The following is a 12,907-nucleotide window of genomic DNA, read 5'->3' on the forward strand; positions in this document are numbered from 1 at the left end:
TTGCAGGTACGTCTTTTGGTTATTGTTTGATAAACGTAAGATGTTTCTAAAAATGTGTATACAAAGGTGTAATTTTGTACTGTATATGTTCACGTACTATATAAAAAAGTATGAAAATCTTTAAAAATAATTATTTCAATAAAATTTGTTTTAGATATTGAAAAGTGCCAAAACCCTTGTGGTATAAGGGGTTTGGCACTTTTGTGTTTTTTATATTTTATCAAATAAACAACCCTAAAACTGTTCATTCTTCTCCCAAGATTCAACGATATAATGTGCGATCGTCGGATTGAAGCCTTTACCAACTAAAAACATAATCGCAGCAACTTCTGTTAATGCGTGTTCATGTGATGTATGTTTTGCTTCATTTAAACCGTAATCTACCCATGGTTTTACGAAATCTAGTACGGGTTTCTTGAAAGGTAAAAACTGTGTACCGACAACTTGTTGAATTTGTTGTTGTGTTGGTTCAGTAATTGGTCCAGGTGGTAAGATTTGTGGTTGTGTAATGTCTAGTGTTGGTCCAGGTGGTAAGATTTGTGGTTGAGTTGGATCTATTGTTGGTGGTTTAGGTGGTGAGACACGTGCGTCGTAGTTTGGTTGATACATTTGTTGTTGGTATTGCGGTTGTTGTGGTTGAGTTGTGTATGGGTTTTGTGGTGCTGCATATGGATTTTGTTGATATTGTTGTTCTTGGTTTTGTGGTGCTGCATATGGATTTTGTTGATATTGTTGTTCTTGGTTTTGTGGTATTACATATGGATTTTGAGGATATCGCTGTTCTTGATTTTGTGGTGCTGCATATGGATTTTGAGGATATTCATAATTTGGACGTGTGTCATATGGATTTTGTTGAAATTCAGTTTCTTGGTTTTGCGTTGTTGCATATGGGTTTTCGTCATATTGTGGTTCTTGCTGTTGTAACTCTTGTTCTTCGTATTGTTCTGTGTATCTCTGTTCTTGTTGTTGAGGATACAATGGTTGCCTTGGATAAGGCGGTTGATTATTATAGAACATGTTTATTCCTCCTTCATGATGATGCCTACCACCTAGTGTATGGGCGGACAAGAAAATATGTGATGAAAAAATGCGGGCGTGTTACAATAAGTAACTGGGTGAAGATAAAATGACAAAACAAGAAAAAATTCAAAAAACAATTACTTTTGTAAAACATATTTTAGAAAAAGATGCGAGTGGGCATGATTGGTATCATATTGAACGTGTACATAAAATGGCGATTTCTTTATCTGAGCAAGAAGGTGGAAATCGTTTTATAATTGAAATGGCAGCATTACTTCACGATGTGGCAGATGAAAAGCTAAATGAAAGTGAAGAAGCAGGAATGAAAAAAGTTTCTGATTGGTTAGAAGAGCTACGGGTTGAAGAAGAGGAAAGTAAACATATTCTTCATATCATCGCCAATATGTCTTATAAAGGTGGCCATGGCGGCACAGTAGAGTCACTTGAAGGGAAAATTGTTCAAGATGCGGATCGTTTAGATGCTCTTGGTGCAATAGGAATTGCTCGTACATTTGCATATGGTGGGGCGAAAGGGAGATTAATGTATGACCCAACTATTCCGCCGCGTGAAGAAATGACGAAAGAAGAGTATAGAAAAAATAATGATCCATCTTTAAATCATTTTTATGAAAAACTTTTGAAATTAAAAGATTTAATGAATACGAATGCAGCAAAACAAGAGGCTGAAATTCGTCATCGTTATATGGAACAGTTTATTGAACAATTTATGAAAGAGTGGAATGCACAAATATGAAAATGTTAACTGTGGAGAACTTATCAAAATCATATGGAGAAAAGCCGTTATTTGATGGATTATCATGTAGTATTACAGAAGGACAACGTGTCGGAATTATTGGTGTAAACGGAACTGGTAAATCGACATTATTAAAAATTATTGCAGGATTAGAAACTCCTGATACAGGTGATATGACGCATTCACGTGGGTATACAATTAGTTATTTATCACAGCAACCAGAGTTTGATGAAAAACTAACAGTATTAGAGCAAGTGTTCCATGGTGATACACCTTTAATTCGTCTTCTTCGTGATTATGAAAAAGCACTATTAAATATTGAAAAAGATCCAAGTAATGAAAAAGTACAGGAACAATTATTTGCAGTGCAGCAACGTATGGATGCAATGAGTGCATGGGAAGCAAATGCAAGTGCGAAATCTCTTTTAACGAAATTAGGAATTACAGATTTCACTGCAATTGTTGGGAATTTATCTGGTGGACAGAAAAAACGTATCGCAATGGCACAATGTTTTATTGAAACACCTGATTTATTAATTTTAGACGAGCCTACGAACCATCTTGACCATGAGACAGTTGAATGGTTAGAAGAATATTTAGCAAGATATACAGGTGCGGTATTACTTGTAACCCATGATCGTTATTTCTTAGATCGTGTGACGAACCGTATTTTTGAATTAGATAATGGTAAATTATATAGCTACGAAGGAAACTATAGTACATTTTTAGAAGCGAAAGCACTTCGTGAAGAGCAAGAATTGGCACAAGAATCGAAACGCCAAAATTTATATCGTCGTGAACTTGCTTGGATTCGTCGTGGTGCAAAAGCCCGTTCTACGAAACAAAAGGCGCGTATTCAGCGTTTTGATGAGCTAAAGGAACTAGAAGGACCAGCTGCAAAACAGTCAGTTGATATTGCACTTAGCGGTAGCCGTCTTGGGAAAAAAGTACTTGAGTTAAAAGATGTAACGAAAAAATTTGGTGATAAAACGGTATTAAACAACTTTAATCATATTGTGAAACCAGGCGATCGCATCGGAATTATTGGAGCGAATGGAAGCGGGAAATCTTCGCTATTAAATATGCTTGCAGGTAAGTTATCTCCTGATAGTGGTGAAATTGAAGTTGGGCAAACTGTAAAAGTTGCTTATTATACGCAAGAAAATGAAGAGATGAATTTAAATCAGCGTATGATTGAATACATTAAAGAGATTGCAGAAGTTATTCATACGACAGATGGAAAAGTAATTGGTGCATCTCAAATGTTAGAACGTTTCTTATTCCCGACGCATTCACATGGTACACCGCTTGGTAAACTATCTGGTGGTGAAAGAAGACGTTTATATTTATTACGTATTTTAATGGGAGAACCAAACGTACTTTTACTTGATGAACCTACGAATGATCTAGATACACAAACATTAACAGTACTAGAAGATTATTTAGAAGATTTCCCAGGTGTCGTTTTAACTGTATCGCATGACCGTTACTTCTTAGATAAAGTAGTAGATGAACTGTTCATCTTTACTGGCGGAGGCGAAGTGCGTGAATTCCTAGGTAGTTATACAGATTATTTAGAAATGGAAAAAACGAGAGAACTTATGGAGAAAGCGGAAGTTCAAAAAGAGAAAAAAGTAGTAGAAGAAGCTCCAAAACAACAACGTAAACGTAAACTTTCATATAATGAGCAGCGTGAATGGGAAACGATTGAAGATACAATTGCCGAACTTGAAGAGAAAATTGAGTCAATTGGAGAAGAACTTGCGAAAGTTGGATCTGACTTCACAAAGGCACAGGAATTATCTGAAGCACAGCAGAAAACAGAAGAAGAGCTAGAAAAACAGATGGAAAGATGGAGTGAACTATCAGACATCGTTGAAGGATTAAAATAAAAACAAGCTGCATATATTGAAAAGTAAAGAGAAAAACTTTACACTATTGGTAGAACCTATTTTAGGAGGGAAAAAATGAGAACATCTAATCCAATGTTGAAAAAAGAGGCATTCCGTAAAGAGGGAGCAAGCGCTTCTGCGATGACGATTGGCGGAACAGTAGGCAAAACGTTCATTATGCTTATCTTGCTACTTGCAACGTCTGTCTATTCATACATACAGATGATGCAGGGGACGATGAAGATGCCAGTATTAATTGGTGCTTTAATCGTTGCGGCAATCATCGCATTTGCGTCTATGTTCTTCCCGCGCATTTCACCTTTTGGTGCACCAATCTATGCAGCGGTAGAAGGGGTTGTGTTAGGAAGTATTTCAGCAGTTTATACAATGAAATTTGGCGATTCTATCGTTTTAAATGCTGTATTACTAACAATCTCAATTCTATTTGCAATGTTAGTGTTATATGCAACACGCGTAGTAAAAGTAACGGATAAATTCCGTACAGGCGTTATGGCAGCAACACTTGGAATTATGGTTATGTATTTAGTCGTATTCCTACTAAATATGTTTGGTGTAACTGTTCCATACATTCACCAAGGTGGTACAATCGGTATTATTATTAGTGCAGTTGTTATTGTAGTTGCTGCATTAAACTTATTACTAGATTTCGATTTAATCGAAAATGGTGTACGTAGTCAAGCTCCGAAATATATGGAGTGGTATACTGCGATGGGACTAATGCTTACATTAGTATGGTTATACTTAGAAATTCTTCGTTTCGTTTCTTACTTTACGAAAAATGACTAATAAAAAAATCCTGCATGAAAAATGCAGGATTTTTTTATTTTCAAAGATATATTGAATGTATGGTATAATATGGATGATAGCAACTTGAAGTGAAGGAGATGGAATATGATGAAAGAGAAGAAGGGGATTATGAAAAAATTATTTTCTAAAAGTTTTTTCATAGAACTAGATGAAGCTTTAACGTATCCATCATCAAAAGTTATTACTTCAGCGATTGAAGGATATGCAACTGAATGCAATGAAAGACTAAAATTTGAGAGTAAAGTTAAACCGATTACTTTCTACTTAGAAAATGTAATGTACCGTGCTGAAATAAAGATGGCTCGCGGAGGATATTACATATCTTGTACTGAAGTGTAATAAATTTTGAAACTATACATGTTTGAACTATGTATGGTTTCTTTTTTTGTTTTGTAAGGTCCAAAATAATACTTTCTACTTACGGATATATCATTTTGTGCTTTTTACCATTCAAACATTTCTCCTTACAATGAAGAAAAACATGTGAGGTGGTATAACTTATGATGAATCGAGTTGTATTAATCGGTAGATTGACAAAGGAGCCAGAATTATACTACACAAAACAAGGCGTCGCTTATGCACGAATATGTGTTGCGGTGAATAGAGGATTTCGAAATAGTTTAGGTGAACAACAAGTCGATTTTATTAATTGTGTCGTTTGGCGCAAATCGGCTGAGAATGTAGCTGAATATTGTAAGAAGGGGTCGCTCGTTGGGATTACAGGGCGTATTCAGACTAGTAATTACGATGATGAACAAGGCAAGAGAATATATAGAACTGAAGTTGTGATTGAGAGTATTACCTTTTTGGAGAGAAGGCGGGAGGGGGCATCGTAATAAAAGGTGATTTTAAGTAATAGCTTCGGAAAAAATTGTGGAAAGTATTTTAATAAACTTAAAGAGGGGATACCGCCAGCTTTTTTGAAAAAACAAGTAAAGAGTATACAAAATTTTATAACGTTTTTTGGCTAATCCAGTAACAAACGAGAATCGTAAAACCCATCACAGGATAGGAATGTATAAAAAGATGAATCGAGTGATAGAAAATAAAAAAAGGGATTCCTTCTGAGAGTAAGGAATCCCTTTTTGTTGCAACCGATAATAGGACGTTATGTTAATTAGAAATGTATACGATATTCATAAAATCCGAACTGTTCAATTTGTTAAAAAAAACTATAGTTGAAATTCTTTCTTTATAATTTCAGCTACTTCTGTAGCATTTAAATTCGTATTATTGATCCTTATATAATTTTTCTCTGTAATTTCTCCTTCTCTTGAATTTAATCTAAAATTTTCAAATGTGCTTAATAAATTTTGTTCAGATTGTTCAATCTTTCTTTTCGTTGGCTTATGTTCAAGTCGATGAGGTGTTTTATTTCGTTGAAGTCTTTCTTCTACATCAGCTTCTAATTCAACAAAATAAATATCAACCCCTTGGGAACGAAAAATATTACATATACTTTCAACATCATCCCAATCTTTCTTTTCATTAAACGCCCATACGTATGTAAAAATCATTCCATAATGTTCACTCTTTGAAAATGATTGAAATATTTCCTTTCGGAAAAGATGGGTTAATCGCCACATTTCCGAAGAGAATCCATACAATGGCTCCAATAAATCAATTGTCATATGGTTATGAAATAATTTTAAATCAGTCATCTTTGCTAGTTCTTGTCCAACTGTCATTTTCCCAACTGCTTGTGGCCCAAATATCAAAACAAACTTTTTCATCGAATTCCCTCCAAAAAATAATAAGACATTAATTATAAAATAAGAGATTCTGTAAATGTATCACAATCAAAATATTTTGTAGAATCTATATACTTTTCTGCCTTTTGTATTTATAAAAATAGTTGTCTTCCAATAACGAAAATTATGTAAATAAGCTATCCATATGGATAGCTTATTATATTTTTTTGTTTAGCGTGTTTTTTTCAAAAATAATGGCGATGCCTCAAGAAATGGATAAAAAATAAAAATCATCGGAAACGAAAGCTTTTAAAATCCCGTTCCTAATTTAAAATGTAAAAAGAATGAAATAGTATGGTAGCGGGAAGAAAGTAGTAAAATTAAGCATCCGAGTAGGAGTATAGAGTGATAACATGTTACAATACAGCTAAGAACATGCAATAAAGGAGAGTTTTTTACGTGAAGATTAAAGCAATTGAACCGACGCCAAGTCCAAACACAATGAAAGTTATTTTGAATGAAGTATTACCATCAGGAGCACGTAATAATTATACAAATGAAAATAAAGAACAGGCACCAATGCAAGTGCAAGAAATTTTGAAAATTGAAGGCATTAAAGGTGTGTATCATGTAGCCGACTTTTTAGCAGTGGAGCGAAATGCGAAGTATGACTGGAAAGTTTTATTACAACAAGTTCGTGCTGTTTTCGGCGAAGAAGTAGTGGAAGAAAGTGAAGAACAACAACTTGCTCATTTTGGAGAAGTGAAAGTGTTTGTTCAAATGTTCTTTACAATTCCAATGCAAGTAAAGTTAACAGATGGAACGACGGAAGAACGTGTTGGTTTACCTGATCGTTTTAAAGAATCAATTATGAAAGTGCAAATGTCTGCACCAAATGTTGTAAAAGAGCGTAAATGGGTGGAACAAAGTACACGTTACGGTAACTTTGAAGAAATCGGGAAAGAAGTAGTAGAAGAGATTGTTGCTGCTTATTCAGAAGAACGTGTAAATGAAACGGTTAAAGAATTATTAAATCAAGCAGGTGCTGTTGAAGTAACGATCCAAAAGCGTGAGCCATATAAAGTAACAGAAGAGATGATGAAAGATTCTGAATGGAAAAACCGTTTTGCAGCATTAGAACAAATGGATCCTACTGAAGAAGATATTCCAGTGTTGAAGATGGCGTTAGATGATGAAAAAGTTTCAATACGCCGTTTAGCAACAGCGTATTTAGGTATGGTAAAAGGTGATGAAGTATTACCGTTATTATATAAAGCTTTATTAGATCGCTCTGTAAGTGTTCGTCGTACTGCAGGAGATTGTTTATCAGATGTAGGTGATCCGGCAGCGATGTTTGTTATGATTAAATCTCTGAAAGATCCAAGTAAATTAGTACGCTGGCGTGCAGCTATGTTCTTATTTGAACTTGGAGATGAAAGTGCGATTCCAGCATTAAAAGCAGCGCAAGATGATCCAGAGTTTGAAGTAGCTATGCAAGCACGTCTAGCATTAGAACGTATTGAAGGCGGAGAAGAAGCAAAAGGTTCTGTATGGAAACAAATGACGGAGTCTCGTAAAGGGGAATAATATATGATTGTTTTCTATGATAGTTGGTGTCCGATGTGTACGGCGGTTGCAGAACGTACGAAAAAATTAGATAAAAAGGGTAAGATGAAATTTGTTTCATTTCGAGATGAAGATGTAGTTGAGAAGTATGAGCTTTCTCAAGAACTACAAAGTAAGATGGAACAAAGATTGTATATTTTTAAAAATAATAAGTGGTATGACGGCATTCATAGCATACATGTATTAGCAAAGGCCGTTCCATCTTATTGGTTTGCCGTTCCTTTTATAAAGTTATCTATCGTACTTGGTTTTGGAAGTAAAGTATACGATTATATCGCTAACAATAGAAAACTTGTTCCAGTGGGGCATTGCCGCGGTGGGGTTTGTGAAATCCCTACAAAAAAATGAAATCATCGTTATCTTTCTTTTGCACCTATTAATAGAGCGTGATATGATGAATTTGGAATGAAAGTTGAAGGAGAGATTACAAGATGTCAAATGCTTATGAAGAATACATGCGCCAAATGGTAATCCCAATGCGCCAAGAGTTAGTGCGTTCTGGGTTTGAAGAGTTAACTACAGAAGAAGCTGTAACAGAATTTATGGAAAATACATCAGGTACAACTTTAGTAGTTGTAAACTCTGTTTGTGGTTGTGCAGCTGGTTTAGCACGTCCATCAGCAGGTCAAGCGGTTGTTCGTGCTGAAAAACAACCTGATCATCTTGTAACTGTATTCGCAGGTCAAGATAAAGATGCTACTGCAAAAATGCGTGAATACTTCGGAGAAATTCCTCCATCTTCACCATCTATGGCATTATTAAAAGGAAAAGAAGTTGTTCACTTCATTCACCGTCATGAAATTGAAGGTGCAACTATGGACGAAATTATTACGAACTTAGAACAAGCTTTCGAAAAGAATTGCTAAAGAAGGGGGAGAGTAAATCTCCCTCTTTTCTTTATATAGAGGTGAAACAATGATCGTAACAACAGCAGGAAGAACGAATAAAGAAATGACAGATTATGCAAAGCAGGTAGCCGCAGAATTAAATCATTCATTCGTTAAACGTAATGACATACCAGTACATAAGCTACATGAGCAGTATGAACAAGATGTGCTTGTCGTAGGGAAGAACCGATTAGCTATTTATCCAAAAGGTACGGAAGAATCGTTTTTCTTTCATCCGAACTCAGCGATGTTTCGTGTGAAAAGGTTAATGCGTGGAGAACACGATCCGTTTGTACAAGCCACGCAATTAGAGAGAGGAATGACAGTGTTAGATTGTACGCTCGGGATGGCATCAGATAGTATTGTAGCTAGTTATGTTGTTGGTGAAAGCGGAAAAGTAACAGGACTTGAAGGCAATGAGTATATGGCTTATATTATGGAAAATGGTTTGAAAACATGGTCTTCATCCGTTTCTGAAATTGATGAAGCAATGCAAAGAATTCAAGTAAAGAAAACGGAGCATTTTTCATTTTTAGCGCAATGTGAAGACAATAGTTACGATGTCGTTTACCTTGATCCGATGTTTGAAGAAACTGTCATAGAATCCGACGGAATTAAAGGATTAAAACACTTCGCTTTGTATCATGATATTACTGACGAAACAATTGTGGAGGCAAAACGAGTGGCGAGAAAACGTGTCGTTTTAAAAGATCATTTTCGTAGTTCTAGATTTGAAAAACACAATTTTTATGTATACAAAAGAAAAAGTGCTAAGTTTCACTTTGGTGTAATTCACCCTTGCTAATTGTTTGAAAAGATGTATAATAAGCAATAATTAATTAAATATACTGTCTGTGATGAAGAGAGTAGTCTTTTTTAGAAGGAAAGCGAGCTAGGGATGGTGTGAGCCTAGTACGGAAGAAAAAGATGAAGCGCACTTCGGAGATGCTTCTTGAACGAATAGTAGAGAAAGCCGAGGCCCCCTGTCCTCGTTATAAACGGGAAAGTGGTTCGTAACGAACAACAAGGGTGGTACCACGGGTTAAAACTCGTCTCTTTTTTAGAGACGAGTTTTTTGTGTTTTAAAAAATAAGGAGGTTGTATCATGGATTATAAAATGCAGTTTGCGGAAAGTTTATCTAATATTTTCACGAATGAATTAACGCAAAAACAAATTTTAGATTTAATTGAAACACCGAAACAAGATGAATTTGGAGATGCAGCGTTCCCATGCTTTTCATTAGCGAAGCAATATAAAAAAGCACCAGCTCTTATCGCAAAGGAAGTTGCTGAGAAATTAAATAATCCGTTTTTTACGAAAGTAGAAGCCGTTGGTCCTTATGTAAATGTATTTTTCAATCGTGAAACTGTAAGTGATGCAGTATTAAAAACAGTTTTAGCGGAGAAAGAAGAGTTCGGTCAAAACCACTTTGGCTGTGAAAAAACAGTAGTAATTGATTATTCCTCTCCTAATATCGCGAAACCTTTTTCGATGGGGCATTTACGTTCTACAATGATAGGAAATTCGCTGAAACATATCGCTGAAAAATGTGGATATGAAGTTGTAGGGATTAATTATATAGGAGATTGGGGAACACAGTTTGGAAAGTTAATTACGGCTTATAAAAAATGGGGAAATGAAGCAGTAGTTAAAGAAGATCCAATACGTGAGCTATTTAAGTTATATGTCCAATTCCATGAAGAGGTAAAAGACGACGAAGAACTAGAAGAAGAAGGACGTGCTTGGTTTAAGAAATTAGAAGAAGGTGATGAAGAAGCGGTAGAGCTTTGGAATTGGTTCCGTCATGAGTCCCTTAAAGAATTTTCTCGCATTTATGAACTTCTCGGTGTAGAATTTACTAATTTTCAGGGAGAAGCATTTTATAATAATTTAATGGAAGATTTTATTGGGATTTTAGAAGAACATGAGTTGCTTGAAGAATCAGAAGGTGCATTAGTCGTTAATTTAGAAGAAGAAGGAATGCCGCCTTGCTTAATTAGAAAATCAGATGGTGCGACGATTTATGCAACGCGTGACTTAACGGCAGCTTTATATCGTCAAAACACTTATGGGTTTGATAAAGCGCTATATGTTGTTGGTCCAGAACAAAGCTTACATTTCAATCAATTTTTCACCGTATTAAAAAAACTTGGCTATACTTGGGTTGATGGTATGGAACACGTACCGTTTGGCTTCATTTTAAAAGATGGTAAGAAAATGTCGACACGTAAAGGAAGAGTTATTTTACTTGAAGAAGTACTCGAAGAAGCAATCGAACTTGCAAAACAAAATATTGAAGAGAAAAATCCAAACTTAAAACAGAAAGAAGAAGTAGCAAAGCAAGTCGGTGTTGGTGCAGTCATCTTCCACGATTTAAAAAATGAGCGTATGCACAATATCGAATTCTCATTAGAAAACATGCTGAAATTTGAAGGAGAAACAGGACCTTACGTACAGTACACACATGCACGTGCTTGTTCTATTTTAAGAAAAGAAAGTGTAGAATTTGAAACATGTACATTTGCTTTAAAAGACGATCATAGCTGGAGTGTCGTAAAATTACTAAATAAATTCCCGCAAATAATTGAAGCAGCTTTCAATAAAAATGAGCCATCTATTATTTCGAAATATATATTAGATGTAGCACAATCATTCAATAAATATTACGGTAATGTTCGTATATTAGAAGAGAGCAAAGAAAAAGACAGCAAAGAAAAAGACAGCAGACTCGCATTGGTTTATGCTGTGACGGTTGTATTAAAAGAAGGATTACGTTTACTTGGGGTGGAGGCACCTGAGGAGATGTAACATAGTAGTAAACTGACAAACTGGGTCTAGTATAAACCTGGTTTGTTTTTTTATTGGATATATATTTTTTTTGCAAAATCAATTAAAATCTTTTTAGAGAGGGTGATTCATATTGATTCGAACTTTTATTTTACAAATTCCTTGTCATAGAAGATTAGATAGGAGTTTTTTTAAACTACAAAAGTACATACCTTTATGTGCGCGTTGTACAGGCATGCTTATTGGTATTTTAATGTTTCCAATTTATTTTTATATGACACCTTCATTTCTTTTGGCAATCATACTATCATTTTTTGCTCAAATTCCGTTACTTATCGATGGGTTCACCCAAAAGTGGAAATGGAGAAGTAGCTCAAATTTGCTAAGAATAACTACTGGTGTATTAAGCGGTAATGGTATGGGATTATTCATTTCCTCTAGTGTTATATGGATATTATCTTAAGATATATAGTAATGGAGGTATTTACATAGATGTTCTGGATTTACTTAATTCTAATTTTTATTTCAGGTGGAAGTGGAATTGGTTTTATGATTCAAAATAAGTATACAGAAGCAATAATAGCTTTTGTTATTTGTATACTATTGTTTGGGCTACTGTATTATTATCTTAAAAGAAACAAAAGAAAGAGAAAAGCAGATTGTGACGATTTAGACTGTACGGATTGTTTTGATTGTGATTGTACTTGTTAAATTTTTATTCCAAATAAAAAGCTAGTGTATTATTAAAAATACACTAGTTTTTTTGCTTTGAAATTTTAAGAAAAGTGTAGGAATACGGCTATTATATAGAGAACTTTAGTTTTGTATATAAAAGGAGGCGGGAAAATAATCTGTTTTGAACCACATTGGATTTCTAATATGGCTTCTTATTTACTAGATGGGGAGAAACAATCGGAATTTATTCAGCTAGGTGTTTTGCAGAAATTATTTGAAAGTGATACGCAAAGAAATGGTAAAGATGGCAATATAGGCATGAAAATACCGATATATTTAAGTGAATTAGGTGTGAAAAATATTGAATGTAGAGTAAGCGATAAAGTGAACTTTTTAGATTCAAATATGCATCACAATGATAAAAACGATTTGTATCAATCATTAAAAGAAGAGGGGATTGCAGGTGATCCGGGTGATAAGCAACAATTTGTAGAACGTTTAATAGCCAGAGGATTAACATATGATAATGCGCTAGCTCAATATGAAGCTGAACTACGATTTTTTAAAATATTTCATGTGTATTCTTCTTTTGTATACGCTCCCAATATGAAAATTACATTTGGTGACATAGTTTGTTAAAAGGTATGATGTATAAGGCTTGTCGTTTAATGTCGATAAGTCGATATTCGACATATAATCGCTGATATATGTTAAGAATCGGTCGATATAATTTGAAAATCGCCGAT

The 12,907-nt window shown here is 34.7% G+C and carries 14 protein-coding genes, 1 pseudogene and 1 other annotated feature; of the genes and pseudogenes, 13 read left to right on the forward strand and 2 right to left on the reverse strand.

Translation table 11 applies throughout. The features are described from left to right. Window positions 1–234: 234 nt before the first annotated feature. The gene (locus ES895_RS08290) at window positions 235–1,017 is read right to left on the reverse strand and encodes a hypothetical protein (RefSeq protein ID WP_000499720.1); all 783 of its coding nucleotides are present in this window, start codon (window positions 1,015–1,017) and stop codon (window positions 235–237) included. 109 nt (window positions 1,018–1,126) lie between these two features. On the opposite strand from ES895_RS08290, the gene ES895_RS08295 reads away from it, so the two are divergent. The 5 genes from ES895_RS08295 (at window position 1,127) to ES895_RS08315 (ending at window position 5,330) form a co-directional block, all read left to right on the forward strand. Beyond that, window positions 1,127–1,774, forward strand: a complete 648-nt coding sequence (locus ES895_RS08295) for an HD domain-containing protein (RefSeq protein ID WP_000165966.1) — start codon at window positions 1,127–1,129, stop codon at window positions 1,772–1,774. Further along, window positions 1,771–3,666 carry an ABC-F family ATP-binding cassette domain-containing protein gene (locus tag ES895_RS08300; RefSeq protein WP_097998225.1) on the forward strand — a complete coding sequence of 632 codons (1,896 nt, stop codon included), beginning with the start codon at window positions 1,771–1,773 and terminating at the stop codon, window positions 3,664–3,666. Before ES895_RS08295 ends, ES895_RS08300 begins: the two co-directional genes overlap by 4 nt. A gap of 75 nt (window positions 3,667–3,741) precedes the next feature. After that, entirely contained in the window at window positions 3,742–4,473 is a 732-nt protein-coding gene (locus tag ES895_RS08305; protein ID WP_001260655.1) for a Bax inhibitor-1/YccA family protein, read from the forward strand. 105 nt (window positions 4,474–4,578) lie between these two features. After that, window positions 4,579–4,833, forward strand: coding sequence for a DUF4318 domain-containing protein (locus ES895_RS08310; protein ID WP_000975140.1), 255 nt, complete (start codon window positions 4,579–4,581; stop codon window positions 4,831–4,833). A 161-nt stretch (window positions 4,834–4,994) separates the two neighbouring features. Beyond that, the gene (locus ES895_RS08315) at window positions 4,995–5,330 is read left to right on the forward strand and encodes a single-stranded DNA-binding protein (RefSeq protein WP_000982014.1); all 336 of its coding nucleotides are present in this window, start codon (window positions 4,995–4,997) and stop codon (window positions 5,328–5,330) included. A gap of 336 nt (window positions 5,331–5,666) precedes the next feature. On the opposite strand, the gene ES895_RS08320 is transcribed toward ES895_RS08315, so the two are convergent. Further along, window positions 5,667–6,227: an AAA family ATPase gene (locus tag ES895_RS08320; protein WP_000714950.1), complete on the reverse strand. Its 561-nt coding sequence runs from the start codon at window positions 6,225–6,227 to the stop codon at window positions 5,667–5,669. Window positions 6,228–6,644: 417 nt separating this feature from the next. Here ES895_RS08320 and ES895_RS08325 point away from each other — a divergent pair, with 417 nt between their 5' ends. The 8 genes and pseudogenes from ES895_RS08325 to ES895_RS08360 form a co-directional block, all read left to right on the forward strand. Next, the gene (locus tag ES895_RS08325; RefSeq protein WP_135238284.1) at window positions 6,645–7,772 is read left to right on the forward strand and encodes a conserved virulence factor C family protein; all 1,128 of its coding nucleotides are present in this window, start codon (window positions 6,645–6,647) and stop codon (window positions 7,770–7,772) included. A 3-nt stretch (window positions 7,773–7,775) separates the two neighbouring features. Continuing rightward, window positions 7,776–8,159: a thiol-disulfide oxidoreductase DCC family protein gene (locus ES895_RS08330; RefSeq protein WP_000634873.1), complete on the forward strand. Its 384-nt coding sequence runs from the start codon at window positions 7,776–7,778 to the stop codon at window positions 8,157–8,159. Window positions 8,160–8,242: 83 nt separating this feature from the next. Then, entirely contained in the window at window positions 8,243–8,677 is a 435-nt protein-coding gene (locus ES895_RS08335) for a BrxA/BrxB family bacilliredoxin (RefSeq protein WP_000063706.1), read from the forward strand. Between the two features lie 49 nt (window positions 8,678–8,726). Then, on the forward strand, window positions 8,727–9,503 hold the full coding sequence (locus ES895_RS08340; RefSeq protein WP_135238285.1) for a class I SAM-dependent methyltransferase: 777 nt from the start codon (window positions 8,727–8,729) through the stop codon (window positions 9,501–9,503). 40 nt (window positions 9,504–9,543) lie between these two features. Further along, window positions 9,544–9,758, forward strand: a binding site (T-box leader). A gap of 45 nt (window positions 9,759–9,803) precedes the next feature. Then, on the forward strand, window positions 9,804–11,507 hold the full coding sequence (gene argS / locus ES895_RS08345; RefSeq protein WP_135238286.1) for an arginine--tRNA ligase: 1,704 nt from the start codon (window positions 9,804–9,806) through the stop codon (window positions 11,505–11,507). Between the two features lie 112 nt (window positions 11,508–11,619). Continuing rightward, window positions 11,620–11,949: a DUF2085 domain-containing protein gene (locus tag ES895_RS08350; RefSeq protein ID WP_000621475.1), complete on the forward strand. Its 330-nt coding sequence runs from the start codon at window positions 11,620–11,622 to the stop codon at window positions 11,947–11,949. A 29-nt stretch (window positions 11,950–11,978) separates the two neighbouring features. Further along, the gene (locus ES895_RS08355) at window positions 11,979–12,197 is read left to right on the forward strand and encodes a hypothetical protein (protein WP_000498601.1); all 219 of its coding nucleotides are present in this window, start codon (window positions 11,979–11,981) and stop codon (window positions 12,195–12,197) included. Window positions 12,198–12,314: 117 nt separating this feature from the next. Further along, a pseudogene (locus ES895_RS08360) lies at window positions 12,315–12,800 on the forward strand (class I SAM-dependent methyltransferase); the annotation flags it as partial. Between the last annotated feature and the right edge of the window lie 107 nt (window positions 12,801–12,907).

The sequence above is a fragment of the Bacillus sp. 007/AIA-02/001 genome (assembly GCF_004634455.1).
In the GTDB taxonomy this organism is placed as follows: Bacteria; Bacillota; Bacilli; order Bacillales; family Bacillaceae_G; genus Bacillus_A; species Bacillus_A cereus.

Excerpts from the sequence above, each read along its gene's own strand:
- ES895_RS08290 (WP_000499720.1), bottom strand. The coding sequence starts at position 1,017 with ATGTTCTATAATAATCAACCGCCTTATCCAAGGCAACCATTGTATCCT.
- ES895_RS08295 (WP_000165966.1), top strand. The coding sequence starts at position 1,127 with ATGACAAAACAAGAAAAAATTCAAAAAACAATTACTTTTGTAAAACAT.
- ES895_RS08300 (WP_097998225.1), top strand. The coding sequence starts at position 1,771 with ATGAAAATGTTAACTGTGGAGAACTTATCAAAATCATATGGAGAAAAG.
- ES895_RS08305 (WP_001260655.1), top strand. The coding sequence starts at position 3,742 with ATGAGAACATCTAATCCAATGTTGAAAAAAGAGGCATTCCGTAAAGAG.
- ES895_RS08310 (WP_000975140.1), top strand. The coding sequence starts at position 4,579 with ATGATGAAAGAGAAGAAGGGGATTATGAAAAAATTATTTTCTAAAAGT.
- ES895_RS08315 (WP_000982014.1), top strand. The coding sequence starts at position 4,995 with ATGATGAATCGAGTTGTATTAATCGGTAGATTGACAAAGGAGCCAGAA.
- ES895_RS08320 (WP_000714950.1), bottom strand. The coding sequence starts at position 6,227 with ATGAAAAAGTTTGTTTTGATATTTGGGCCACAAGCAGTTGGGAAAATG.
- ES895_RS08330 (WP_000634873.1), top strand. The coding sequence starts at position 7,776 with ATGATTGTTTTCTATGATAGTTGGTGTCCGATGTGTACGGCGGTTGCA.
- ES895_RS08335 (WP_000063706.1), top strand. The coding sequence starts at position 8,243 with ATGTCAAATGCTTATGAAGAATACATGCGCCAAATGGTAATCCCAATG.
- ES895_RS08340 (WP_135238285.1), top strand. The coding sequence starts at position 8,727 with ATGATCGTAACAACAGCAGGAAGAACGAATAAAGAAATGACAGATTAT.
- argS (WP_135238286.1), top strand. The coding sequence starts at position 9,804 with ATGGATTATAAAATGCAGTTTGCGGAAAGTTTATCTAATATTTTCACG.
- ES895_RS08355 (WP_000498601.1), top strand. The coding sequence starts at position 11,979 with ATGTTCTGGATTTACTTAATTCTAATTTTTATTTCAGGTGGAAGTGGA.